General features: G+C 34.5%; 21 protein-coding genes and 5 pseudogenes. 22 read left to right on the top strand and 4 right to left on the bottom strand.

The window, feature by feature from the left end; translation table 11 throughout:
* The first annotated feature begins 531 nt into the window (after positions 1 to 531).
* The 15 genes and pseudogenes from FZC40_RS14650 to FZC40_RS14720 form a co-directional block, all read left to right on the top strand.
* Positions 532 to 1,254, top strand: a complete 723-nt coding sequence (locus FZC40_RS14650) for a LytR/AlgR family response regulator transcription factor (protein ID WP_148605698.1) — start codon at positions 532 to 534, stop codon at positions 1,252 to 1,254.
* Between the two features lie 257 nt (positions 1,255 to 1,511).
* On the top strand, positions 1,512 to 2,531 hold the full coding sequence (locus tag FZC40_RS14655; RefSeq protein ID WP_243135835.1) for a sensor histidine kinase: 1,020 nt from the start codon (positions 1,512 to 1,514) through the stop codon (positions 2,529 to 2,531).
* A 161-nt stretch (positions 2,532 to 2,692) separates the two neighbouring features.
* The gene (locus FZC40_RS14660) at positions 2,693 to 2,836 is read left to right on the top strand and encodes a cyclic lactone autoinducer peptide (protein WP_148605702.1); all 144 of its coding nucleotides are present in this window, start codon (positions 2,693 to 2,695) and stop codon (positions 2,834 to 2,836) included.
* On the top strand, positions 2,836 to 3,420 hold the full coding sequence (locus FZC40_RS14665; protein ID WP_148605705.1) for an accessory gene regulator B family protein: 585 nt from the start codon (positions 2,836 to 2,838) through the stop codon (positions 3,418 to 3,420). The genes FZC40_RS14660 and FZC40_RS14665 overlap by 1 nt, the downstream gene beginning before the upstream one ends.
* A gap of 165 nt (positions 3,421 to 3,585) precedes the next feature.
* The gene (locus tag FZC40_RS14670) at positions 3,586 to 3,786 is read left to right on the top strand and encodes a hypothetical protein (RefSeq protein WP_148605707.1); all 201 of its coding nucleotides are present in this window, start codon (positions 3,586 to 3,588) and stop codon (positions 3,784 to 3,786) included.
* 69 nt (positions 3,787 to 3,855) lie between these two features.
* Positions 3,856 to 4,428, top strand: coding sequence for a metalloprotease family protein (locus FZC40_RS14675; RefSeq protein ID WP_186843885.1), 573 nt, complete (start codon positions 3,856 to 3,858; stop codon positions 4,426 to 4,428).
* Positions 4,422 to 6,659, top strand: coding sequence for a peptidase domain-containing ABC transporter (locus tag FZC40_RS14680; RefSeq protein ID WP_243135838.1), 2,238 nt, complete (start codon positions 4,422 to 4,424; stop codon positions 6,657 to 6,659). The genes FZC40_RS14675 and FZC40_RS14680 overlap by 7 nt, the downstream gene beginning before the upstream one ends.
* A gap of 794 nt (positions 6,660 to 7,453) precedes the next feature.
* On the top strand, positions 7,454 to 8,911 hold the full coding sequence (locus FZC40_RS14685; protein ID WP_148605711.1) for a beta-barrel domain-containing protein: 1,458 nt from the start codon (positions 7,454 to 7,456) through the stop codon (positions 8,909 to 8,911).
* Between the two features lie 85 nt (positions 8,912 to 8,996).
* Positions 8,997 to 9,827 carry a CPBP family intramembrane glutamic endopeptidase gene (locus FZC40_RS14690; protein ID WP_148605713.1) on the top strand — a complete coding sequence of 277 codons (831 nt, stop codon included), beginning with the start codon at positions 8,997 to 8,999 and terminating at the stop codon, positions 9,825 to 9,827.
* A 1,069-nt stretch (positions 9,828 to 10,896) separates the two neighbouring features.
* On the top strand, positions 10,897 to 12,810 hold the full coding sequence (locus FZC40_RS14695; RefSeq protein ID WP_148605715.1) for a cellulase family glycosylhydrolase: 1,914 nt from the start codon (positions 10,897 to 10,899) through the stop codon (positions 12,808 to 12,810).
* On the top strand, positions 12,756 to 12,947 hold the full coding sequence (locus FZC40_RS14700) for a hypothetical protein (RefSeq protein WP_148605717.1): 192 nt from the start codon (positions 12,756 to 12,758) through the stop codon (positions 12,945 to 12,947). The genes FZC40_RS14695 and FZC40_RS14700 overlap by 55 nt, the downstream gene beginning before the upstream one ends.
* 265 nt (positions 12,948 to 13,212) lie before the next feature.
* Positions 13,213 to 13,524: pseudogene (locus tag FZC40_RS14705) on the top strand (type I restriction-modification system subunit M N-terminal domain-containing protein); the annotation flags it as partial.
* 695 nt (positions 13,525 to 14,219) lie between these two features.
* On the top strand, positions 14,220 to 14,927 hold the full coding sequence (locus FZC40_RS14710; protein ID WP_186843841.1) for a hypothetical protein: 708 nt from the start codon (positions 14,220 to 14,222) through the stop codon (positions 14,925 to 14,927).
* 162 nt (positions 14,928 to 15,089) lie between these two features.
* Entirely contained in the window at positions 15,090 to 15,278 is a 189-nt protein-coding gene (locus FZC40_RS14715; RefSeq protein WP_148605721.1) for a hypothetical protein, read from the top strand.
* 763 nt (positions 15,279 to 16,041) lie between these two features.
* Positions 16,042 to 16,890: pseudogene (locus FZC40_RS14720) on the top strand (IS256 family transposase); the annotation flags it as partial.
* Between the two features lie 223 nt (positions 16,891 to 17,113).
* Here FZC40_RS14720 and FZC40_RS14725 read toward each other — a convergent pair.
* Together FZC40_RS14725 and FZC40_RS14730 are read right to left on the bottom strand one after the other, a co-directional pair.
* On the bottom strand, positions 17,114 to 18,055 hold the full coding sequence (locus FZC40_RS14725) for an alpha/beta fold hydrolase (protein WP_148605725.1): 942 nt from the start codon (positions 18,053 to 18,055) through the stop codon (positions 17,114 to 17,116).
* 87 nt (positions 18,056 to 18,142) lie between these two features.
* Entirely contained in the window at positions 18,143 to 18,583 is a 441-nt protein-coding gene (locus FZC40_RS14730; protein ID WP_148605727.1) for a MarR family winged helix-turn-helix transcriptional regulator, read from the bottom strand.
* 818 nt (positions 18,584 to 19,401) lie between these two features.
* Between FZC40_RS14730 and FZC40_RS17835 the strand changes: the two genes are divergently transcribed.
* The 7 genes and pseudogenes from FZC40_RS17835 to FZC40_RS14770 all read left to right on the top strand — a co-directional run bounded on the left by FZC40_RS17835 (position 19,402) and on the right by FZC40_RS14770 (position 23,873).
* Positions 19,402 to 19,551: a response regulator transcription factor gene (locus tag FZC40_RS17835; RefSeq protein ID WP_420534741.1), complete on the top strand. Its 150-nt coding sequence runs from the start codon at positions 19,402 to 19,404 to the stop codon at positions 19,549 to 19,551.
* Positions 19,548 to 19,868: a transposase gene (locus FZC40_RS17840; protein WP_148605729.1), complete on the top strand. Its 321-nt coding sequence runs from the start codon at positions 19,548 to 19,550 to the stop codon at positions 19,866 to 19,868. The genes FZC40_RS17835 and FZC40_RS17840 overlap by 4 nt, the downstream gene beginning before the upstream one ends.
* 47 nt (positions 19,869 to 19,915) lie before the next feature.
* The gene (locus tag FZC40_RS17845) at positions 19,916 to 20,173 is read left to right on the top strand and encodes a transposase (RefSeq protein ID WP_148605731.1); all 258 of its coding nucleotides are present in this window, start codon (positions 19,916 to 19,918) and stop codon (positions 20,171 to 20,173) included.
* Positions 20,104 to 20,349: pseudogene (locus tag FZC40_RS17850) on the top strand (integrase core domain-containing protein); the annotation flags it as partial. The gene FZC40_RS17845 and the pseudogene FZC40_RS17850, both read left to right, overlap by 70 nt.
* A 145-nt stretch (positions 20,350 to 20,494) precedes the next feature.
* A pseudogene (locus FZC40_RS14755) lies at positions 20,495 to 20,770 on the top strand (IS3 family transposase); the annotation flags it as partial.
* A gap of 172 nt (positions 20,771 to 20,942) precedes the next feature.
* Positions 20,943 to 22,217: an HD-GYP domain-containing protein gene (locus FZC40_RS14760; RefSeq protein ID WP_148605733.1), complete on the top strand. Its 1,275-nt coding sequence runs from the start codon at positions 20,943 to 20,945 to the stop codon at positions 22,215 to 22,217.
* 483 nt (positions 22,218 to 22,700) lie between these two features.
* Positions 22,701 to 23,873: a MerR family transcriptional regulator gene (locus FZC40_RS14770; RefSeq protein WP_148605735.1), complete on the top strand. Its 1,173-nt coding sequence runs from the start codon at positions 22,701 to 22,703 to the stop codon at positions 23,871 to 23,873.
* 519 nt (positions 23,874 to 24,392) lie between these two features.
* Here FZC40_RS14770 and FZC40_RS14775 read toward each other — a convergent pair.
* Together FZC40_RS14775 and FZC40_RS17855 are read right to left on the bottom strand one after the other, a co-directional pair.
* Positions 24,393 to 25,718 (bottom strand): WS/DGAT domain-containing protein, encoded by a 1,326-nt coding sequence (locus tag FZC40_RS14775; RefSeq protein ID WP_148605737.1) that lies wholly within the window; start codon positions 25,716 to 25,718, stop codon positions 24,393 to 24,395.
* 136 nt (positions 25,719 to 25,854) lie between these two features.
* Positions 25,855 to 26,046 (bottom strand): annotated as a pseudogene (locus FZC40_RS17855) (hypothetical protein); the annotation flags it as partial.
* Positions 26,047 to 26,431: the final 385 nt, after the last annotated feature.

A 26,431-nucleotide genomic window follows, 5' to 3' on the forward strand; every position in this document is an offset into this window, starting at 1 on the left:
TTTAAAGGGTAGATAATGAGTTTTGAAGCAGGGCTAGTTTATTCAGTATGTAAGTGATTAATAATTAATTTGTATATTTCCTTTGGTAACAAGTGTCTTACATATAGCATGGTGGTAGATTAGCAATTTAAAAAAAGAGTGAGATTTGTAGTAATCATGTCGCTTTTCACATATTTATGCCTATAGTATGCCATTTTACTATTGTTTAGTTATCAGTAGTGGGTGGTTCGATTCTGCCTGCTAGTTCCAGTAAAACTTGCAAAAGAGAGCCGTTTATCGGATCTCTTTTGTATCTATATTAAAGAAAACTAGATGATAAATATACGATTTATGCACATCAGAAATAAAAACGTTCAAATAATGTGCATTTTGATTCTTTTTGTCTTTAAAATTCAAATAAATAATGTCTTTTAAAATCTTGAAAATGGACTCACAACTAAATTGATAATAGAAAAACAATCAACACATAACTGGACAGTTGTTTTGTTTTCATGTAAAATAATATTATAAATGAAAATGAAGGTGAATTGTATGTTTTTTATTGCAATATGTGATGATCAGTATGAAATTTGTTCAGAAATTGAAAATATTATCTTAAGATATCAAAAATTAACAACACAAGATATAGAAATTGAAGTATTTTATTCCGCTGAAAAACTCAATATTTTTATGGAATATGAACATAATTTTGATTTGATCTTTCTGGATATTGAAATGAACGGCTTAAATGGACTTGATCTGGGCAGAAAAATTCGAGAAGAAATGGACAATCATATCACACAGATTGTGTATGTATCAGGAAAAGAAAGCTATTATCGAGAATTGTTTGAAGTTCGACCGATGCACTTTCTATTAAAACCGTTTGAGCCCGATAAGATTATCAAGGATATCGAGCTTGCAATGAAATTAGCGAACCGAATAGGAGGTCTATTTAGCTATAAAAAAGGGTCTAGTACATATAAGCTTCCTCTAAAAAACATAATTTACTTTCAAAGTGTGAACAGAGAAATTAAAATCGTGACACCTACAGAAGAAGAAATGTTTTATGGAAAACTGCATGACATATTTCATCAAGTTGCCAAGCATCGATTTCTGAATATTCATAAATCATACATTGTAAATTATGAGTATGTAGCTAAGTTTAAATATGACGAGGTTGTTATGTGTAATTCAATTTGTTTGCCTATCAGTCAATTAAAAAGAAAAGAAGTAAGAAGATTACAGATGAGATACGAAAACGAAAGGTTTCTTTAATGAATATAAGCACCTATGAGATGGTATATCTGATATCAAATACTTTTGGAACATATATTGTTTATAAATTCATGCATATATTTTTTGAGACGAAACAAGTAAATAAAAGAATTGAATTTCTATCATATCTGGGATATTCAGTATTTATAGCGATGGTATATTTAAACATTAATATACCGGTCGTTATGATGATCTGTAATATCCTTGCTTTTTTAGGGCTATCTTTCAACTATCGAGCAGTTATGAAAAGGCGTCTTTTGTCAGTATTTTTGATTTATTTAATATTGATGTGTATTGAACTGATCGTTGGGTTGTTTTCGGGCTATTTTAATTTTCCCCTGACGTCAGCTAACAATTATTCGTCAGAATACGGACTCATCATTGTACAAATCATGTTATATTTGGTCGTTCGTGTTCTTAACAATTATAAAAATATCAGGCAAGGAGAAATAATCCCGTTGGCAAGCTGGTTTGCTATTATTTTAATGCCAATTTCATCTTTATATATTATCCTAATCTTATTTCAAGCCAATGGTCTTTCCTGGAAACAGGTTATAATCGCAATTATTCTCATTTTACTCATGAATTTTTCAATCTTTTATTTATATGATGTTATTTCAGCAACCATAGCAGATAAAATGGATAAGAGACTGCTTAACCAGCAAAACAAATATTATAAAAAGCAATTTGAAATAATGGAATCATCATTAAAAACGACAAAAGCAATGAAACATGATTTGAGAAATCATTTATCTGTTATCTACGCATTGGTTGATAAGGGAGAAAGTGAAGCATCTTTAAAACATCTATCCAAGATGACCGATATCTATGATGATAAGAAAAAACATGTATGTACAGAAAACATAGATATTGACAGCATTTTGAATTTTAAAATTCAAGAAGCGGAACAGAAAAACATAAAAACGTCATTGGATCTGTGTGTTCCGGAAAAAATGAGTATTTCATCATTTGATTTGGCAATTATTTTGGGGAACTTACTGGATAACGCAATTGAAGCCATTTCTGAGTTGGAAAAAGAAAGTCAGATAAAAATCAAAATGAACTATAATAAAGGCCGTTTAATTGTTCTGGTGGAAAATCCTTATCAAGGTGAACGATTAAAAAAGGGGAATCGATATCTCACAACGCACAAAGAACAGAACCAACATGGTTTAGGTCTGGAAAATATAAAAAGCGTTTTACAAAAATACGATGGTTCCATGGAAATAACACAGCAAGATAATATCTTCTCGGTTTCCCTTCTGTTGTTTCTATAGAATATGTTGCGGGCAAACTTTTTTAATAAGGTTGCTCGTTTTTTATTTGAATAAAAATCTTAATTCGCTACAAAAAAATATATTAATTTCAACATGAACTCGCACAAATGAAAATATATGGTAGATTTAGGCCAATATAAGATAAAAAAGGGGGAACTATTTTGAAAAATCTATCATTAAAGTGTTATCAGGTTATTGCAGTTATGGCGTTGATGGTAACAACATTAAATATTAATACCGCCTGTTTTTTTATTATGCACCAGCCAAAACTACCAGTGGGTGCAGAAAAACTCCGAAAGTTCTAATGAGAAGCTCGGTTGCAGATAGAATTACAGACAAACTTGTAAGCAAGGAAATCATCATTTCAAAGAACAGGGATCTATATACATATGGTTTAAAGCAAGGAATGGTGATGATCATTAACCTTGCTACGATTTTGGTAATCGGTATTGTGCTACACATGGTGTGGGAAAGTATCATCTTTATTATAACATATGTTCCACTTCGTTCCAACGCAGGGGGCTGTCATGCAAAAACGCAGGTAAGATGTTATATGTATTCGGTAGCAATGATTACAGCCACTTTGATATGTATTAAGATTGTATCATGGACAGGGGTTATTTGTATGTCCCTGACACTAGTAGCGGGAACTATCATCTTTTTTCTTGCGCCAGTAGAGGCTGTAAATAAGCCGTTAAGTCAAACTGAAGAAGCCCTGTACAAAAAAAGAACACATATCTCTTTAGGTTTATTTATATTTTTGGTTTTGTTGTTTTGTTACATTGGACAATTAGTAATTTCAATCTGTATAATGATGGGGTTTGTTGTGGTTAGTATTATGCTTGTATTGGGAAGAGTAACGAATCAATTAAACAGAACAAAAAAATAGTTGGGTGCATTTTATTATTGCACTTAAAAGACGATTCTCCATAAAAAAGGGAGATCATCGCTGTCTCATTGTTAGGAATACTCGCGAATATCGCTAAAGATAAATATAATCGTTGAATTTGCTGTATCATCAATACATTTAAATATAATAACAGGAGGAATTGAAATGGAATTAATGATGAATAATGGAATGACTGAACTGAGTAATAAAGAAATGTATGAAGTAATGGGTGGAATAACTAAGTTAGAAGTTGCAGGTTGGGTTGTAATTGCGGCTTCCTTTCTTCTTGCATCGACTGCTGATTGGGCAATAGGAAAAGTTTTGGACTGGGGCTATGAAACAGTGGCCGGTATGATGGGCTGGTAAATAGGTTAGTTTAAAGAAAAAAATTTCAATTGATGATATAGCAAATTAATTTGAATGAGAGGTGGAATTGTGAAATGGTTTTTTAATAAATTACCTAAAAATGAAGATTTTGATCCTGTGGAAGAAGGCTATAAAGGAATTAATGAGCCTAGTAATGTAAAGATATTCATTATGAAAATATTAGTAGCTACTCTCGTTGTAATAGTGGTTGGATTTATTATAAAACTAATTATTGGGGTTAACTATAAATTTGCTATTTGGGATAACTACATGTGGTTTGTTATTTTGATTGTTATCATTCCAATTCATGAATTGTTGCATGTGATACTTCTACCAGAAAGAATTACTTCAACTAATATATATTTTGGATATTATAGAGGTTCATTTTATGTAGATTACGCAAATGATATAAAAAAAAATAGGTATTTACTCGTTGGGTTATTCCCCTTACTGTTATTGACATTATTTCCAATCATATGTATTTCAATATTCAAATCAAATATTGAAATACTGTCAAAGATAGCTCTAATAAATGGAATGCTATCTTGCGGAGATATCATTTCCTTTTTTGTTATTCTTAGGCAAATACCAAAAGGTGCTTATGTTAGAAATAAGGGTGATGTTACATATTGGAAATGTTGAAGATTAAATTAATTAAAAGGGAATTTATGGTAAATGGAATGTTCAAGAAATATATTTGTGTTAAGCAACATGATATACAAGACTGCGGTGCAGCATGTTTGGCTACAATTTCAAAGACGTATGGTCTAAATTTGTCAATATCAAGAATAAGAGAATTAGCAGGAACGGATACACTGGGAACAAATGCGTTTGGTATGGTACAGGCAGCAGAAAAACTGGGCTTTACTGCAAAAGCGGTTAAAGGAACAGCTGAATCATTATATAATGATTTTCCGCTTCCAGCGATAGCCCATATGTTAATCGATCAAAGCCTACTTCATTACGTGGTAATACATAAAATCAATAAAAAGAAAAAACAAATTATCATAGCTGATCCGGCAAAGGGAATACAAGTACTGTCGGAAGAAGAATTTATAAATCGATGGACAAAAGTTCTTATTATTCTGGTGCCTACGCAAAGTTTTGAAAAGGGAAACCACAATCAAGGGGTATTAAGACGATTCTTTCAATTACTAATGCCACAAAAGGCATTATTGTTTAATGTATTTCTGGCATCAATTATAATCACTTTATTAGGTATTGTAGCTTCGTTTTATTTTAAATTTTTAATGGATGATATATTACCAAATAATTTACGAGGAACACTTAATGTTATATCCATAGGTTTTCTGCTTTTATATGTTTTTCAAACCATACTGGGTGCATTTCGTTCGCATTTATTATTATATCTTTCCCAGCGGTTAGATATACCACTCATATTAGGTTATTACAAACATGTTTTACAGTTGCCGATGAATTTTTTTGGAACACGTAAAGTAGGAGAGATAATATCACGATTTATGGATGCATCAAAAATAAGAGATGCTATTAGTGGTTCGACACTTACTTTGATGATTGATACCATCATGGTTTTTGCAGGCGGGATAATACTTTTCATTCAGAGTAGCATTTTATTTGGAATAGCTGTTATGATTGCAGTTTTTTATGGGATTATTGCTTGGTCATTCAATAAATCTTATAAAAAAAATCAACAAGAAATCATGGAGGAGAATTCCCAAGTTACTTCCTATTTAGTTGAATCATTACAAGGTATAGAAACTGTAAAAAGTTTTAATGCTGAAGATAGAAGTGATTTTGAAACAGAAAAAAGATTTGTGAAATTATTAAAAACTGTTTTCAAAGGTGGTGTCCTTCAAAATGCTCAAGGCAGCTTAAAAACTATTGTTCAATTATCAGGTGGTCTGATTATTCTTTGGGTAGGTTCAATTCAAGTAATGGATGGAATTATGAGCATTGGTCAATTGTTTACGTTTAATGCACTATTGGTGTATTTTCTAGATCCCATCAGAAATCTTATAAATTTACAGTTGTCAATGCAAACAGCAATTGTATCAGCAGAAAGACTGGCAGAAATTTTAGACTTGGAATTGGAAAAAGATGAAACGGAATATAAAAAATTGTCACCTCTGAAACTAATGGGGAAGATTAGTTTCAAAAATGTAAATTTCAGATATGGAACAAGAGAACTGGTGCTAAAAGATATCAATATGAAGATAAACGTGGGTGAACGTATTGCGTTAGTGGGAGAAAGCGGATCTGGAAAAACGACATTAGCAAAACTGCTTTTAAATTTCTATCAAATCGAAAAAGGCGAAATCCTCATCGATGACTACAATATCCAGGATATTAACAGAGATTTATTACGCCAAAGAATAGGGTACATTCCACAGAATATATTTTTATTTAGTGGAACAGTACAAGAAAATTTGATGTTAGGTAATGAGAACGCAACGATGGAAGAAATTATCGATGTATGTAGAATAACCACAGTGCACGATTTTATCAATCAGATGCCATTACGATATAACACCCATCTGGATGAAAATGGTACTAATTTAAGCGGTGGACAGAGACAAAGACTGGCATTGGCAAGGGCAATAATTAAAAACCCGGATATCTTGATCATGGATGAGGCAACATCAAATTTAGACTCAACAACAGAAAAATCCATTGAAAATCTGATAAAGGAAAACTTTAAAGAAATGACCATGATCATTATTGCACATCGTCTAAGTACTATACGCTCTTGTGATAAGATATTTGTAATGGATCAGGGGCAGATTATAGAAGCCGGTACCCATCAAGAATTACTTAAGAAAAAAGAGAAATATTATGAATTATGGGAAAGTCAATTTCCCGATCAAATGTTATCTACTGAAAGGAGCGAATAAAAAGAGATACAAGGCTCTGGATATGGTAGCAATTGCTATTAGTATTATAGAAATTGCATGGACACCGTATAATGTTGTATTAACAGTTAGACCTGGTGCTGTAATGTTGGCAGCTGCCAATGGTCTTGCGGCTGTAATTGGTTTAGTGTCTTCGTTTGCCTAGTGTATTAATATTGAAATAATTTGAAATAGCGTGATGTTAAAATGAGAAAAAAATATTATGTTGATTTAGTATTACTGATTATAATGTTGGCAGTATTTGTTTATTTATTGGATCGCAATCGAATAGATAATCTGATTTATACTGCGATATTGGCAATATTTTTAATTATATCTTTTTACATTTTACATTAATTTAAAATTCAGAATAGTATTAAAATATCCTTATGATGGTTCATCAAGTATTAATGATAATATTGGATATTTTTTAGTAATCTTAGGAAAGGTCGCATACATAATTGACGTAATAGCGGTGACGAATACTGATTCTAATATGAATCATGATTTTATTATATATAGTCTCTTTGCCTTTATGTTGCATTTGTTTGTTTTTAAGAATACTTCATATATATATAACAATAATTTAATCTATAATTTTTCAAAAATAATTGACATTAGTGATATTGATACATATGAAACAAAGGAAAAATCTTTAGATACATATTATTTACTAGTTTATTTAAAGAATGATGTCATCCTTAAATTAAGGCTCAGTGATCACTACTTTCGAAAATTCAAAATAGAAATAAGATAATCTGAATTTTGCTTATCTAAAAAGATTGGAGGTGTCTCTAATGAAAAATATGGTTGACATCAAGGAACTAAGTGACAGCAGAGAACTATTAGAAAAAAAGCCACCGCATTTTATTATTGGTTTCATCTATATATTTCTAGCTTTACTGATTGCATTAATTATTTGGTCTTTTTTTGGTCAAAAAGAAGTGGTGGTGAACGCACAAGGGATTGTTCAGGCAGTAAATTCTAATAATATCATTCCATTGGTAAATGGTAAAATTCAAGAGGTCAAAGTTAATGAAGGCGATTTTGTCAAAGTTGGTGATGTACTGATCACACTGGATGATGAGAGCGTAGTATTGGAAAATAAAACAATAGAAGAAAAAATAATCGATACTAGTGGAAAAAGAGAACTCTTAAAAAAGTATGAAACCAGTATTGTTCAAAATTCAAATTTATTTTCTCAAAATGATGATGAAAAAGAGTATTATTATAAATACTTGAACTTCCAAAATCAATTAAATTTAAACAATAATACTCAATCGCAAGAGACAATAAAAACAGAAGGTTACGAGAGTGCAATTGAAAATAATAATCAAGAATCGAGTGCATTACAAAGCCAAATATCTTCATTGGAAGATGAAAACAATCGCTTATTAACAAATATGAGTGAAATGACAGATACAAGTGCTAAATATGAGGATCAAATTACAACTATAAAAAATAATATCAATTTAGTAGAAAATCAAAGTAGTCTGGATATACAAGAAATCCAGGAAAAACTGGATAAAGTAAATTCGGAAATTTCTATAAACGAATCACAGATAAGTCAAAATCAGCAAATGATTCAGACGTATAAAAGTCAATTAAAATCGTATCAAGCCAATATTGATAATAGTCAACAATCAATCAGCATATCAAATAGTATATCGAAAAGATATGATATTGAAAGTGATAAATATATTGATAATGAGTTAAGTCAAACTCAAGCTCAGATAAAAGAACAAGAAGATCAGTTAAAAGAGTATACATCACAATTAAAGAAAAGTGAAATAGAGCTACAAAATTATGTGATAAAAGCCCAACTGAATGGTTACATACATTTTATTTCGCCATTAAATAAAAATGACATGTTACAAGCAGGCACTGAGATTATTAAAATTAATGGCAATGAAACAAATCAATTAAAGATTGAATTATATATCCCTTCAAAAGAGATATCAAATATTGCAGTAGATCAAACTGTAAAAATTCACAGTTACTCTTTGCCATATCAAGAATACGGATTTATTGAAAGTAAAGTTAATAGTCTGGATATTGATTCATCGATGACTCAAGATAATAGTGGTAGCTATTATAAAGCAGAAATACTGATTGATGACAAAACACTTAAAGGCAATAATGGGAAAGAAGCTGATTTAAAAATAGGAATGCCAATAGAAGGACAGATTATTACAGAACAAAAGAGCTATCTCCAATTATTTCTAGAAAAATTAGAATTGTGGATTAATGGGTAAGTTAATATTTTCGAAATGGTTTTTTTCGGATTCCTACACTGTTTAAAAATATGAAAATATGAAATGAGGGTTAAATTTGATAGAGATGTTAAAAAATATGAAGTATCGGTATCTGATTTTGGGGGTTATTTTTACATTGGCGTTAAGTTTGATCCTCTTTACCTTACTAAGGTTAGGGAGACCATATGTCACTTCGTTTGCCGGAACCTTATCCCTATATTTCTTTCCCATCGGCTGGATGTTATATCATTTTAAAAAATACCATCTATCCTTCCTGGAATGGCTGCAACCGATAAAATTCAAAATTAGAGAAACTATCGCTGCTGCATTATTTCCGGAATTACTTGGAATGGGTATTCTATTGTTGATTACCCTAGGAATTACTTTTATTTTGCCCGCTGGGGGATTCAACGAACTGCCTGAAACCACTACCAATTGGGGGCTTGATTTTGTATCCACTGTTGTATTGGCACCAATCTGTGAAGAACTGATTTTTAGAGGATTTATCTTTAATAAAATGCTGACACGATTTTCACCATCCAAGGCAGTGATTATATCCTCAGTGATTTTTGGAGCGATGCATCTATCCACGGGTATCAGTCCGACCCTCGTTGGTATGGTGCTGTGTGTGATCTTTATGAAATACGGAAGTCTCCTTCCGTGTATTGCCATTCATGGCCTGCATAATCTGGTGGTGGTGTGGTTTAAGTATTTTTCATTACTTAGCTCCGATACTTCAACTGAAATAATACCCACTTATATGCCGCCGTTATTAATTATGTCGGTCATTTTTGTTATTATTGGATTGGTCTGGCTGGTGCTTTTCTTTCAAAAAAACTGGCATTATGCTACTGAGTTTATGCAACAATACTACGGTGATAAGGACCTGCTTTCCAATTATACCGAAAAATTATAAGTTGGTGTCAGACACCGAGGCTACTCTAATAATGCGTTTTAATTTACAGAGTGATTATGGGTGGAGTATGATTAATAAATGATAGTTGAGATGGCTTAGCAGTGAGGTTGCAATGAGTAGAATCAAATAGAATTTAGTAGAATACGGACAAGCATTTGAAAAAAGAGACAAATAACTGTCCAAAACATGTCTTATATAACCAAGTAATGGTTTTAATATGCCATTTTGTTGTTGATTCACAATCAGTAGGTCAATGATTGGATCTGCCTTAACCGAGTAGTTTTGTATGTCTGTAATCAGTTATATTTATTGTCACCTTGAACCGGTACGGTCCGCCTCCACCAAATAAGAATATAGAAATTGATACAATAAAGGCCGCCTTGTTATGAGGTGGCTTTTTTATTTTTTGATATAAATGGCTTTATAAAAGGGTTTGAGAGCCGATGGAAATTTAATAATAACGAAACGGTTGGTTGCCGGAATTGGGAATAATCGCCCATGTGTAGAAGAATTCAGAATCAGAGCAGGGGTGTGCAAAAGGGTGCGTTTTTTAAAAGGGGGTGTGCATTTTGTTAGTTAAAAATGATTTAAATATTTCTTTGAACTAGGCACGCTGAGACAGTCGTATTGATTTCTAGGGGTGAGAGATAAACAGTCGAAAAGTGTTGAAAACAAGGGCTTCTGCATGTTCCAGCGAATTTGGAATAGCAGAATCCTTTGTAAAATGTTGGCATTGCGAGAATCTATATATTGTAAAAAGTCGCATAGTTGAGTAGATAGAATTGTGGCGATACAAAACTTAGGAATCGATTTAATAAAGGCAGCCTTGATTAGATGAGATGGCTTTATTATTTCTAGGTAGAAACGTCTATAGGAATGGTTCTTGGCATACAGATGGCATTGATGATTGTGATGATGTAGATTCTAAGAAAATAAAAAAATCTCTGACGCCCCAGGAGTTCACGTCACAAAAAAGAAAAAACAGTAGCAATAAAAAGAGAATCAGTTTACGATAAGAGCATAACAACCATGAACAAAAAAGCCGAAAGATTAAAGAAGGGGAATACCAATGAAAAAGGGTTATTTGATTATCTTGATTTTGGTACTGAGTGCTGTATTTATGTCTGGCTGTGTTTCAGCCGCTGACAAAAACGAAACGGTGACTGAAATAGGGGTCGCTTACCGTGGTCATGTTCAGGATTATGGCGATTGTCCCACCGATGGAACGTGGGTGGAAGATGGTAACATGCTTGGGACTACCGGAGAAAGTAAGCGGATTGAGGGATTTTGGATCAAGCTGACCGGAACCGATCAATTGCCGGCTGGAACTAGTATTCGATACAATGTCCATGTGCAAAATCAGGGATGGTTGGCTTCAACTGATTTAAATCAATCAACCGATTGGATTGCAGATGGTGATTTCGCCGGATCTCAGGGAAAAGGCCAACGAGTCGAAGCCATTCAGATCATTCTTTTAGGCGCAGATGGTCAACAACTGCCGGGTTATTCCGTTGCTTATTGCGTTCATGGCCAAGATTATGGCTGGTCCCAGGGGTGGAAAAAAGACGGTGAAATTGCCGGCGAAACGGGTCAGTCCCGACGTTTGGAATCGATTCGGATTAAAATTATAAATGAAGATGAGGTCATAACAGATCAGACACCGGTCGATGAACATGGGATGCTATCGGTGGTTGGTACTCAACTGTCCGATGAAAATGGTTCGGCTTTTCAGATAAAAGGGGTTTCAACCCATGGCCTTTCCTGGTTTCCAGAATATGTTAATGCTAACGCCTTTGAAACCATGCGGGATGAATGGGGTATCAATGCAGTGCGGCTGGCTATGTATACTGAAGAATATAATGGCTACTGTGTGGGAGATGAAAATAACCGGGCATTGCTGAAACAACAGGTTGAAAAAGGGGTTAATCTGGCCACTGATTTGGGGTTGTATGTGATTATCGATTGGCATATTCTCAGTGATGGAAATCCCGAGACCCATCAGGCCGAAGCCATTGCGTTCTTTGATGAAATGGCTGAGCAGTTCAAAGACAATAACAATGTCATTTATGAAATCTGTAATGAGCCAAACAACGGAACGACCTGGAATCAGATCAAGGGTTATGCTGAAAAAGTGATCCCGGTGATCAAGGCGCATAATCAAGATGCGGTTATCATTGTTGGTACCCCAACCTGGTCGCAAGATGTCGATCAGGCGGCGGCCGATCCTATTTCCGGATATTCCAATATCATGTATAGCCTCCATTTTTATGCTGATACCCATCGGGATGGGTTGCGAAATAAAATGGTTGCAGCAATTGAAAAGGGACTGCCCATCTTTGTCAGCGAATACGGCATTTGCGATTCCTCGGGAAATGGGGCAATCAATGAAGCAGAAGCCACCAAGTGGATGGACGTATTAAATCAATATGGGGTCAGCTATATTGCCTGGAACTTGTCAAATAAAAATGAAACTTCGGCGCTGATTCGCAGTGATTGCAGTAAAACCGGTAATTGGCTGGAATCCGAACTTTCGGCTTCGGGACAATGGCTGGTCAAAATGTTGGGTAATGATAAAGATCTGGGGTTGGGCCAAGATACTGACCAGGGCGAAGCTGATAACACTCCACCGGTGGTTGAAAATCCCACCGAAGAAAATGATTCAGCGGGAAAAGAAGAGGTAGTTGCGACTGTAAAAATGACAAATTCATGGTCTGAAGGTAATAATTATTATTATCAGTATGCCATCACAATTAATAATCAGAATGATGTGGATATCAATGGCTGGAAAATAAAATTATCATTTCCGGGAACGATAACCGTTGACCAAAACTGGAACTCAACGGCGGAATTAAGTGATCAAGTTGTCTGGCTATTACCGGTTGACTATAATCGCAGTATTCCTTCGGGCAGCGTGATTAATGATATCGGATGCATTGTTTATTCGCCGCAAAAAATGGCAACACCAACGGTTGCTTTGGAATAGCGGTAGTAAATGAAGTCGATTTTACCGGCTATATGCTGATTGAAGTCGATGGTGGTGGGACCTGGAATAAAAGCAAGAGTGATCCGGCCGAGTTGTATGATAGTAGCGGGAAACTGGTGGATACATATAACGATTAAGAAAAAATAGCAGAAACGACGAGGTAGCGATACCTGGTCGTTTTTTTTAGTGTCCAAACCGGTAAATATCAAATCGTTGACATGTGCTAAAAAAAGTGAATACAAGGAAGTCGCGTGGCGTAAAACTGTGATTTTCACTAGCCATTTAAGAGCCTGAAGCGTATAATTAAAGAGATAAAGTCAAAATTCAAATGATCACGTCATTAAAAAAAATTCGGGTAATGTTACGCCTGGTGTGATAAAAAAACCGTAAACGGAGGCCAACATAAAAAACACAGGTAACATCGGGTTTGAAGAAACCCTCTGGAAAGCAGCAGATAAATTAAGAGGCAGTATGGACACCAGCGAATACAAGCACGTCGTGCTGGGGCTGATCTTCTTAAAATATATCTCGGATAAATTTGAAACCAAATATAACGAACTGGTGACCGAAGGGGAAGGCTTTGAGGAAGATCGGGACGAATATGCATCCGAGAATATCTTCTGGGTGCCCAAAGAATCCCGGTGGACCTTTATTATGGATAACGCCAAGGATATCAAAATCGGCCAGTTTATTGACGACGCGATGATGGGGGTGCGGACATTTTTCTGGACTTATTCTGTAGCGTAAATAATTTTGTGCTTTCTTGTTTACATGTCATGTCGATAATCTTTTATGTGAATTGTCACCTTGAACCGGTACGGTCCGCCTTCGCCAAAAATGAATATAATGCAATATAAAAGCGATTAAATAGAAACATTTAGTCGCTTTTTATTTTAAATGAATACTAAAAGTAAATTATCGGTAATAAAATAGAACTAAATTGCTTATTTCCGTGAAGGGGGTTCAGTACGGCTCCGTTGCTTAATTCTCATTTTGAACGAACAAATTCAATTATTTTTGAATTTAAAGTAACTGTGAATTATTTTTTTAAAAGTACTTGTATTTGCTGATGATTTTCTGGTCAAATAAAATTTCTCAGTTGTTTTAGCTCTTGATGTTGAGGAACAATTGAACCATCTCATTCTCCCGTCCGAGAATGTTGATATAGCACAATGTTAAGCGGTCTTTCTCTTTTCATGAAGCTAAACACACCGCCAAAAATTTAAATAGAACCGCTGTTATGAGTATGACAGGCTCATTTCTTGGCTATGTTTAGGCTGTTATTGCTGCTATGCTTGTTTCTTCGAATTGCCGGTGCATTGCCTGTAGGCTTATTTTTATGACATGGGAGACGTTTCGTTTGTTGCGTTCTCATAAATGTGCTATACTGAAAAAAAGAAGGTGAGAATTTGAAACGAATATTGGGTATGATTCCGATGGTTATTTGCATATTATATGCGTTTCTACCTATTTGTAAAATCATTGCGGCGATCGGTGGATACGATTTTGTTCTGAACAATTATCTGATATCAATTATAGTACTGGCGCTTATTTCAATAGTTGCATTGGTGTCTTTGTGGGTCTTGAAAATTTCGTTAAGCAAAACTCAAGCAATATTTTCGGCGTTGATGCTACCATTGTCTGCCATAAATGGTTTGTTTTATATTTATGAAAGTAACTGGAAATTAACGATTATCTTTGTGCTTATAGGTTGTGGCTGTTCGATTGTAATGTTAGCCAAATTTTCATCTCCGTTCATATTAAAAATTGTTTCCGCAGTTTTATCAATTCTGCTAATCGTTCTATTACTATTCTTTGCATTTATTGATTTTATTTTTGAGGACTTTGGGTTTAATAAAGTAGTAAAATCCGTAGCATCTCCACAAAATACATATACTGTTGATGTTATTGACAACGATCAAGGCGGACTGGGAGGGGCAACACTTGTCGATGTCAATTACAACAACAAGACGGTTAACTTTTTTTTCTGTAAACTTTCGAAATTTCCGGTCCGCATTTATACCGGAAAGTGGGGCGAATTTGAAAATATGCAAATATCATGGAAAGACGAACATAACCTGATAATAAATGGTATAAAATATTATATTGATGATTAACTCAGGTTATGCAGCAGTGAGAGTTTATAAATTGAGGTGATAGTGCTGAAACTCTAAAATTTACAGTAACCATGATTCTTGCCGCCCGGTTACCGTTGAAGAGGATTGCGTAAATTGCTTAATTTATTTTTGTAAAGTGTGATGTTAAAAAAGGAGTTGAAAATGAAAAAAATATTATTTGCTAAAATTATGATTATAATATGTATAGCTGGATTGATATTATGCACATTTAATGCGTTCACTGGGGGAATAAATCCAAAGATGACAGGAGGAGCTACGACAATATGTATAGCTGGTTTGATGGTTGCCATAATTAATATGGTTTTGCTCTTGAAAAAGAACGAGAAATAAGATCTTTCAACAGCATTTGATAACGGTGATTCGACATATTTATCAAAAACAATTAATTTTCGTCGTTAGTTTAGGATTCGATCAATACCGTAAGAAAGGATAAAGCAGCATGAATATTAATTTTCCGGAGATGCATATCCCTGTCGAAGGACTTGACAGGATCGTAATTCCTAAAATGTATACCATCAAACAAAAATATGATAACGCAAAAATTGATGATGTAGCAACTACAATCCGCACTCAATAGAAAAAATGATCATAGATAAAGAAAGCTATGCCGGAAAATCGATCTGTATAACTGTTGACAGTCGCGGAATACCGGGGTGATGGGACAGGTATAACATTTGAACAAGAAAGAATATTAAATGTATAAGATGATTGAATATGTAAAGGGATAGATTGTAGAAGGTAGATAAAATTTGAGTAGTATTTTGAATAATTCATTATTATATAAATGGCTGCGACATGACAGAGAAATTAAATGGGAATTAACTCTTGGAATAAACAGTCAACGATCCGCTGATATAAATGGAAATTTTGTAACTAACTTATCATATTTGGACGATCAGGGAGAAAAATGGGGTGATACTTACATAAAAATTATCGAAACTGTAAATAATTTTGTGTCAAGCTAGAAAAGCCTTCAAGATTAATGTTAAAATAAAATTAATCTGGGAGGATTTTTAATTATGGCAAGACAACGAAAACTCACCGAAGAACGGAAAAAACTAATCAGTCAACTTCTATCCACGTACCAACCGAACATCTGCAGACGGTTTACGGCGTGGAAGCTTCCCCCACGATGATTTCAAAAATGACGGATAAGATTCTACCCATCGCAAAGGAATGGCAAAATCGACTGTTGGCCAATAAATATGCAATCGTCTTTATGGATGCAATTCACTACAATGTCCGACAGGACAATGCCGTGATCAAAAAGGCGGTTTATATTGTCATTGGCACGCGACTTGACGGTACGAAGGAAGTCATGGGCATGTGGGTAGGCGGCAACGAGAGCGCCAAATACTGGCTGGGAGTGCTCAATGAAATCAAGAATCGGGGCACTGAAGACATTCTGATTGTCTCAGTTGATGGTCTCACTGGTTTTGGGGATGCCATCCATGCCGTCTTTCCCAATGCCGAGATTCAGCGTTGTATCATTCATCAGATCCGATATTCCACCCGTTTTGTGTCATACAAGGATATCAAACTATTTATGGCTGACTTGAAATTGGTCTATCAGGCAGTGACTGAAGATATCGCCTTACAGCAGCTGGATGCTCTGGAAAATAAATGGAGTAAAAAATATCCCAGTTCCATCCGATCGTGGCAGAATAACTGGGCCGATTTATCCACCTATTTCAAATATCCGCCGGAATTGAGAAAGATAATTTATACAACGAATTCGATTGATAACTTGAACCGTCAACTCCGAAAAGTGACCAAGTCAAAATCGATTTTCCCGACCGATGATGCGCTTTTTAAAATGCTCTACATGGCGATGATAGATATCACTAAAAAATGGAATGGCCGGCCAAGGGAATGATCAAGAATTTTGGAACAGCTTCTCATTTATTTTAAAGGAAGAATCAGCCTTACAGACGTCGAATAACCCCTACACCATTCGAAGGCTGTCAATGATCACTATTGACAGCCTTCGAATCATGTGCAAAAATGGATTTATATTTTAAAACTATTATTTTCATCGTAAATTTTCAATTATGTATTTTACATTAACCTGGAAAACTAGAAAATACAAAATTATTTACACTGCCTCTTGTGACATGATATAAGTAAATTATGAATTAATATTAAATGTCAATTATACTCATTTTCTACATTAAAGCCATCCTCTCAATACAAGTTTTAAGTAACTCCAAATCAGTTAAATGAATAAAGTGACCACTTTGATTAGCTGTTATATGTTTTGTATTATTGGATATATTTTTATACCTATACATTAGCTCCTGCCATACTGTTTCTATTTTATTTGCGGTTTCCAAATCGATGTGTGTATATTTCATTAGTTCATTTATATATATTTCGCTGGAATGTGTAAGTAACATAACAGGTGTCATACCCAAAGCAGCATTATTTATAGCATTTTTTAAGTCCAGTGTGTTTTTATCATTATGGGTACAAAGATATTCATCAATTGCAGTTTGATACGTATTTTCATTACATAAAGATTGAATTATGTACTTTTCCGCCTGTTTTGAGTATTCGTAGTAGCAAAGAGGCTGTTGCTTTTTTAAAGCACCTTTAAAAAGTTTGATAATTCCAATATGAGCTAACTGTTTTTGTAGTTTCAATAATTCTGTTTTATCAACTCCACTTTTTTTGAATTCTTTAGCAGATAGACGATTTTTAAATTCCCCATCATATGGCGTTGCAGGATCTAATAGAATCAAGCCATCAACCTCGCTTTTATATTTTACAGCATACTGAGATACATTATATCCCCCTTGAGAATGACCGATTAAAATTAATTTCTCGTTTGCTCTTACATAATCAATTAGTTGCTTTAGTTCTGTTACTATGTTTTCTGGATTTCTTTCCGTTACTGAAAATTTACTGTGACCATATCCCGCTCTATCATATAAAAGGACTTTATATTGCCTGCTTAGTTCTTCAGCTATATGCCACCATTCTGCACTACATGAACCCAAAGCACAATCAACTACAAGAAGTGTTTTTGAACTACCAAATACTTTATAATTAAGGCCGAACATCATATTCATACTTATTTCATACTCCTTTACAATTTCTATAACCATTTTCTCCTCGAATGAATATAGTTTGCTTTATTTTATAGATTGAAACTATTCTTATTTTGGCACAATTGACATAGGTATAGCCCGTTGTTATAAACCATGAGAAATCGTCTCCAATAAATTGATTAGTTTTTCGCGGTCAGTATCACTATCTAAAGCTCCAAGCATACTTTCCCACATCTTCTTCTCGACGTCCTCATGTAGAGCGCTTATCCTCATACCATCCTCAGTTAGTTCCAAAGAATAGGAACGCCTATTTCTTTCAGAGACCATACGATGTACCAATCTACGACATTCAAGCCGGTCAACCACACTTGTAAGTGTACTGCCAGGCAAATTCAGGCTTTGTGAAATTTCCTTTAAAAATGCTCCAGGATGAGTCCTCACAAAACTTAAAACATTAAGTTCAGAGTTAGTGATATCCTCAGGGAAAACAGAATCTAAGTCTTGGTGTAGACTGTACAACCGCTTGTAAATCATGTGCATTGCTGCACTAAATTTCTGATATTGTTCCATGCTTGCTACTTTCATAATATATCCTTTCTTTATTCGATATAGTAATATTACTATATCGAATAATACTACATCTAGTACTAAAATTCAATAAGAAATTATATTATTTTCCCGCCTGTTCAGTTCTTCAGTGCCCTTCTCATGGCGGGATGGTATTTATCATCTATATATGGGTCACACCAGCATTTCGGACAAAACCCACGCTAAGAAAAAAAATATAAAGTATACGCCAATATTTACATCTCAAAAAACTATAGTTAATTGCAATATCAATAATTCATAATAAAATGTTACAATCGTCGCCTATTTCCAACACTTACAAAAGTTAAAAGTGTATCATTTATGTAAGCGCTTCAGTGTGTCCTGAAGGATTCAGGAAAGTGGAAGGAGTAAAGTAGAAAATTTGAATTCATGCTTTAAAAGAGATGAGAGCAGGCCTCTCAAAATCGACATTCAGGTGTGGGTTTAAAACCACCTTTGGGTGCTGTAACCAAAAGTTATGGTACTGATCGCAAACGGAAAAGGCTGAATAATCAGTCAGGTGTGTGCCATGAAGCTGGAGCGAAAGTGAAGAGACCGAAGAAGTATCGTTAATACTAAAATGCAGACTTATCCCAACTGTTCAGAAACATCAATGGATTAGAAATTGGCAGTCAAATTAAAGCACACTATCCTTTAATTCCCGTCGTCTTTTTAACCGGTTTTAATCCAGATATCAAGCCAATAAAATTGGAGCTGACGGTTTTTTCAACAAAAGTATTTTACCCAAGGAACTATTTAGCAAACTTAAAGAAATCGTTGATGGATCAACTTTAAAATCCACTACGCACGCTCAAATAAAAACCCTATTAACCGAAAGGGAAAAGAAAGTGCTTATCTACGTTAGTCAAGGTTTTTCACATAGTGATATCGCAGAAAAACTTGAACTCAGCAAACGTACTATTGAAACACAACTCCAGAGTATATATGCTAAACTATACACATGAGTAGAAAACGACGAACCTGGACCCCGGAGGTGAAAGCAGCAATTGTGCTGGAAATCCTCAGAGAAGAAAATACGTTAGCTGAGATCTCTAAGAAGTATGATGTATCTCAGCAATTATTAAGCCGCTGGAAAACCGAATTTATCGCCAATATGTCAACCGTCTTCAATAAGAAAAATGAAGATGTTGACAAACTCAAGCAGGAGCATGAAGACGAAAAGGAGCTGCTCGTAAAGAAAATAGGCGAATTAACACTGGATGTCAATTGGCTTAAAAAAAAACAAATTCAAATTTCACAAATGAAGAAAAAAGAGCGCTGATTGATTGGAAACACCCTTTCTTAACCATAAAAAAACAATGTAAATTTTTGAAGTTATCGCGATCAACAGCTTATCATGAACCCGTAGGTGTTGCGCCATCCAAGGATGAAATCAATATCAAAAATACCATTGACCTTATTCATTTTGAGGAACCATCCTATGGTGTCAGACGAATCCGTAATGAATTGTATAAACTAGGCTTTCATCCAGTAGGCAGGCGTCTTGTCAGACGTTATATGGTGCCCCTGAAATCATCAACAGCGATCAGGGTGCGCAATTTACTTCAAATGCCTATATTGATCTGATTAAAAGCTTTAAAACTACCAAAATCAGCATGGACGGCAAAGGCCGTGCTACTGACAATATTGCCATTGAACGGTTTTTTCGATCTTATAAGTGGGAACGCCTATATTTGTTGTACTCGGAAACCGTCACTGAAGTGAGAGCCGTGACGAAAAAACACATCGCTAAATATAACCATTAACGCGGACACCAACGATTCGATTACAAAACACCGGTAGCTGTATTCTATGAAAATATGGCATTGGCTGCCTAATTCATAACGCGAAAGGAGATTTATCTAAAAAATTCTAATTTAGTATCTTGACAAGCGTGTACAATATAATCGGTGGCCTGGATGGATTTTGAGGATGTAGAATGCCAGATTGAAAAGATCCATGTCAAAGTAAGGTTGTTCTCCAGATAATTCTGCCTGCGAAGGCTTTTTTGGGAGGCTCAAAAATGAGATGTTTTATTATCGTTCGTGGAAAAATGTTTCCATCGATGTGTTTATTAATGAACTTGATCTTTATCTAAGATGGTATAATGAAAAAAGAATCAAGATAACCCTTGGAGGAATGAGTCCCATCACTTATAGACGGAGTATCGGTTTAGCGGCATGAATAAGTCCAGAAAAATGTCCGCACCCCCATTGTGATTTCCGAAAGTTATTAATATAGTGGGTTTATTGTAAAATCTAAATATATTGCATTTATATGCATAAATTACAGCAAAAGAAGCAATTGCTGATATTATTGTGGCGGAAAAAATAACTAATAAAAGGGAGGTAAGTTTATGAACAGACAGTTACTTGTAAACTTAAATAATTTGCTATTATCGTTATCCGAAGCAGTTGATCTGGCAAATCCATCAATTGCACAACATCAGCAAAGAACGGCTTTTCTTGCACTTGAAATTGCAAGAAAAGCTGATCTGGAAACAGAGCTGACAAAAAATATTTTTACAGCTGCGTTACTACATGATATTGGGGCAGTAACAGTGGAAGAAAAAATTGCTATTCATAGTTTTACTGAAACAGATTATAATATCCATACTATCAGGGGAGAAATATTATTAGAACAAATACCATGGTTAAAAGGGATTGCAAAGATTGTGCGCAATCATCATAAAAATTGGAATGATTGGGAAGAAGGCTTAGAAAACCCAGTTGTTTTAGCATCTCAAATCATTTTACTCTCAGATTTTGTAGAGAGATTAATTGATAGAAATAAATATATTTTACATCAAAGCAATAATATTGTAGAAACCATAAAAAAATTAGCGGATACAGTTCTCAATAAAAAAATTGTTGATTATTTTGTTGAGTTATCGAAAAGAGAAGAATTTTGGTTAGAATTAATTTCGCCACGACTCTACTCATCATTATTAAACGATGGACCGTTTATGGACATACAAATAGGATTAGAAGACATATCATTAATATCTAATTTATATCGAGATCTAATCGATTTTAAGTCGAGATTTACGGCTACTCATACAACGGGCGTATCAGAATGTGCGGTAATGTTAGCTGAATTATTTGGATTTGCAAAGGTAGATGTAACGTCAATGAGGATCGCAGGAAATTTTCATGATATCGGGAAATTGAAAATACCAAACAGTATCCTTGAGAAACCTGCCAAATTAACGGTTGATGAGTTTGCAACAATGAGATGCCACACATACTATACATACTATACATTATATTCAATTGGCGGATTGCAACGCATAGCAGAATGGGCGGCTTACCACCATGAAAAATTAGATGGAAGTGGTTATCCATTTCATTGTACGAAAGACGAAATTGGCACCGGTTCCAGAATAATGACAGTTGCAGATATATTTACAGCAATAGCTGAGGATAGACCTTATCGAAAAGGCATGGATAAAGATGAAATTTATCAGCTTTTGAAAAAACAAACAGACGAAAAATTATTGGATCAACGGATTGTTGAATTATTATTTGACAATTATAATATCATAAGAAGTCAAGTAAAAGAAAAACAATCAAAAGCTTTGGATTTTTACGAAAGACGATTTTCATTAATAACTGATGAGGTAAACCTATAAGATGCTGAAATAGTGGAAATATAACCTTCAAAAGGAAACATAATCACACCAGATTACATTTGCCCAGAATTGTTTAACCGTGTTGCAATCACTGGGCTTCACCATACAACCGGATCGGTATCATTTTCAAGGAACCAATTAATGGACATGATTTCAATCCAGTTTTACTTGAAATGGGAAACAGACTAAACCTTAATTAGAAAGCTGCTGTTTTAGTACACATAGGGACAGCGATCAGATGTTTTTCCGTCGGCATTTTGATGCAGACTAAAGTCTAATAAAAACAAGAATAATTCTACTCTTATTTATGAAGAATAAATGAACTTTGCGTACCAAACACAATAGCAGTATAAAAAATGTTGACTCTCACATCATGTCATAGTGTAATATAAAATTAGAGTTTGAAAATATAAACTAAAACTCATAGCCGGCAGAGTATTAGGCATTATTGACAGCTCTAAATCATGTTTGGAGGGAATAGCTATGAGAACAATAAAACAAGTTTCGGATCTGACTGGGGTAAGTGTGCGCATGTTGCATTACTATGATGAAATAAGTTTGTTAAAGCCAAGTGCAGTTACAGAGGCAGGTTACAGGCTTTATGACGATAAAGCTCTTGAGATCTTACAGCAGATTTTATTTTTTAAAGAACTTGATATTCCACTAAAAGAAGTTAAAAAAATCATGGTTAGCCCATATTTTGATAAAATGCAAGCTCTGGAAAATCAAAAAAAGATTCTGATTTTAAAACGAGATAGATTGAATGGTTTGATAGGGCTTATAAATAAAACCTTAAAAGGAGATAATACCATGAGCTTTAAAGAATTTGATATGACGAATTATTATAATGTATGGATAGAATTTAAGAAAGAAAATAAAGATAGAGTCATCAAGACTTGGGGAAGTATAGAAAAATTTGATGAAATGATTGAACAAGTGAAACATAATGAAACTAAACTTGCTAAAAACGCTATAAAACTGTATGGAAGTATAGAAAAATTTATTGAATCTACGAGGAAAGATTTAAATAATGACAGGTTAATAACTATGGGAGAAAAATATGATGAGTTTGAAAAGGATTTTCTTCACGATAATCATCCTGTATTAAAGGAATTATACAAAAATCTTACAATTGATTTAAATAAAGATCCTTTTTCAAATGAAATTCAGCAAATTGCTAAAGAAATAACAGATACTGTTAAAAAAGACTATGAAATTTTTAAAATGGATAGAGGCGATAACCATTGGTACATTATGATGACCATGACAGATCCTAAGTGGAGAGAAGTCGTAGATAATAAATATGGAAAAGGTGCAGCTAAGTTTATTAAAGAAGTTTTTAAAATTTATTTGAGAGATAAGCAGCCTAAATTAGATAGATTATATGAAAAGCTTGTAGCTGACCTAAGTAAAGATTCTACTTCAACAGAGATTCAACAAATTGTTGAAGAAATAGCAGATACAACTAAAAGCAATTATGAACATTATCATATAGATATGGGAATAAACTGTAAGGCTTTTTTATCCAACATGGCTGATATTTATTTATCAAATGCCAATAAAAATCTGAATGTTGTAGATAAAAAATTTACGAATGATGAAGCTAAATTTATTGGAGAATCTCTAAAATTTTATTCTGAAAATAATAAGTTGTGAATTAAAATGGGATGCTAAGCAGATTTTAATAGATTAAATACTTGATATGATATATCATAAAAAAGAACTAGTAGAGCGCTTTTTATTAGAGACTGTAAATAATTTTGTGCTTTCATGTTTAAATATTATGACGATAGTTTTTAAGATCAATTGTCACCTTGAACCGGTACGGTCCGCCTCCACCAAAGATGTATATAATGCACTATAAAAGCGGATAAATGGAAATATTTGGTCGCTTTTTATTTTAAATGAATAAAAAAAGTGAATTATAGGCAATAAAATAGAACTGAATTGCTTATTTCCGCGAAGGGGGTTCAGTACGGCCTCCGTTGTTTAATTCTCGTTTTTTAAATAGTTTTATTTGTTGGTTGTTTAATTAATTGTACACTGATCCAGTTAGTCTACCGTTTTAATTAAACTAGGGAATTCAAAGAGCAGACAAAGAGATTTAGACGTAGTGTTATGATATCAGATGTTTCATTTAAATATTTTCTACTGTATTTTGCGTATGCTTTATAATTAGTCCATTTTCAATTCATTGTCCAAAAGCGTAAAAAACTTTTCTACACGTCGCTTGTCTTTGTCCGTTCCGTTGAGGCAAACGGTAAACGTAGCGGTATTGCGAAAGCTTGACAAAGCCAGAAGAAAATATGGATAGAACTTTACCGCTCCGGTGATAAAAGCATCTTCAACGCACAGTGTGTCAAAAATCAGTTGACTATCATCGATGATTCCAATATTGGATATGCTTGTTAATGGGTTGACAAAATGCCGGCTGATCATTTTTTGGGCTATCTTGTATGGGAAAAGGCTGAATACGATATCAAGCAGTAAAAGTCCCTTTAATCCCGGGAGTTGACTCTTTTGCCTATCCATGGTTCTCTTGACTTTGACCACAGTTTCACTAAAGCTTTCTTCTGCCTTAAAATCTATATTACAAAGAATTGTCGAAGTCAGATTGCAAATTTCATCTGCCTTTTTATCAGGTAAGTAATGTCTTAAATCCATAATGCACGAAACGCTTATAGGCGTGTCATCTTTCACATCAAGCATTGTGCAAAGCACCCTGATAAATGCCGCGAATACGATATCGTTGATCGTAGCGTTTGCTTTTTTACCATATTGCTTTATTTTTTCAAAACGGGTGCTGTTCAGTTTAAAGGATAAAAGGCAGGGAACTTCACCAGCCTCACCGCATAATGGAAAAAAAAACTGCCCGGATTTTTTTGGCTGATAATCGGGCATCAATAGTGCTTTTATCCTATTCTTTAACCCGATTTGCTTTACAACCTGTTTAACACTTCTTGAGCCTCCGATTTTATAAGCAGGCGATAATGCAGGATTCCGTTTAAGTCTGGTATAGGTTTCAGCCAGCATGTATAGATACTCTTTAAATCCTGCTCCATCGCTTATCATATGGTTCATTAGAATACATAAGGTATCATTTTTCTCTGTGCGCACAACCCGCACTTTGATCTGTGGTCCGGCAAAGGTATCTGTTTGACAGGTCAAAAAGGTTTCAATTTCGGTTGTTTGATCGTGGCTATTTACACATGTGACAACCTCGTCAGGAAGTGGGTGAATTTCCTTCCAATAAGGGCGCAGAATATCCTCTACGTATCGGCTACTCAATTCGGGTAACTGTTTCATGGTTATGAGCACAGCCTTTTTTAAGCAGTCCAAGTCCAGAAACCCGGAAAAATACAGGACTCCGTGAAGCTGGTGGTCGTTATACTGCTGAAAAATCAAATGCATTTGATCCCAAAGCTCCACACGATGTTTAGTTTCGCCACGCGGAGCATTTCCGCGTTGGTCTTGCAAATGGATATTTAAAGATTTACTCATAGTTTTATCCTCAACCGCCAACGTACTTTTCAGCTCACGGAAACGTGCGTTATCTGTGCCGACCTTTCAAATTATTTCTCGTGCGTTATATATAGTTTTCTATATTAAATAAAAAATCTGTGGTTAGATTGAAGAGTTACCTGAAATATTTAATTATATAATCACGGAGCATCTTTGCTGAATTAGAAAAATGTTTGCGCTTGCGCCAATATAAACCAATTTGGATCTTGGAGTTCGGTGAATCAATTTTCAGCATGCAAAGATGACGATTTTCTGCGTGAGGACGTTCGATTAGATATTTTGGTAGAAGTGCAATCCCCTTTTTTAGCTCAACATATCTTTTATAAGGCTGTCATCCCATTCGAATTAAAACTGTTTCCAAATATTCAGCAATATTCTCCTGCTCATTTAAATAACAAAAGCTTCAACATCGGGCCAGTATTTTATGACATCGACAAAAAGCTGCGCTTTCTCTTGCGAAACTTCAGTGCCATAACCTCTAACAACTACTTTAGGTTTTGATGGATAACGAGGCGGGTGACACGTAGTACCATCCGGCTTTCTCACAAATAGCGGCAACACATTTGGCAGCCATCGTCCCGGATTATCGCATTTTGTTTATCAAATACTCTTCACACCAGTGCATAGCAAAGTCGTAACAATCTATCCCGAAATCCAGTGTGCAAAGCCCAAATGGGTCCGCTTCATGATCC

The organism is Acetobacterium tundrae (assembly GCF_008086615.1).
In the GTDB taxonomy this organism is placed as follows: domain Bacteria; phylum Bacillota; class Clostridia; order Eubacteriales; family Eubacteriaceae; genus Acetobacterium; species Acetobacterium tundrae.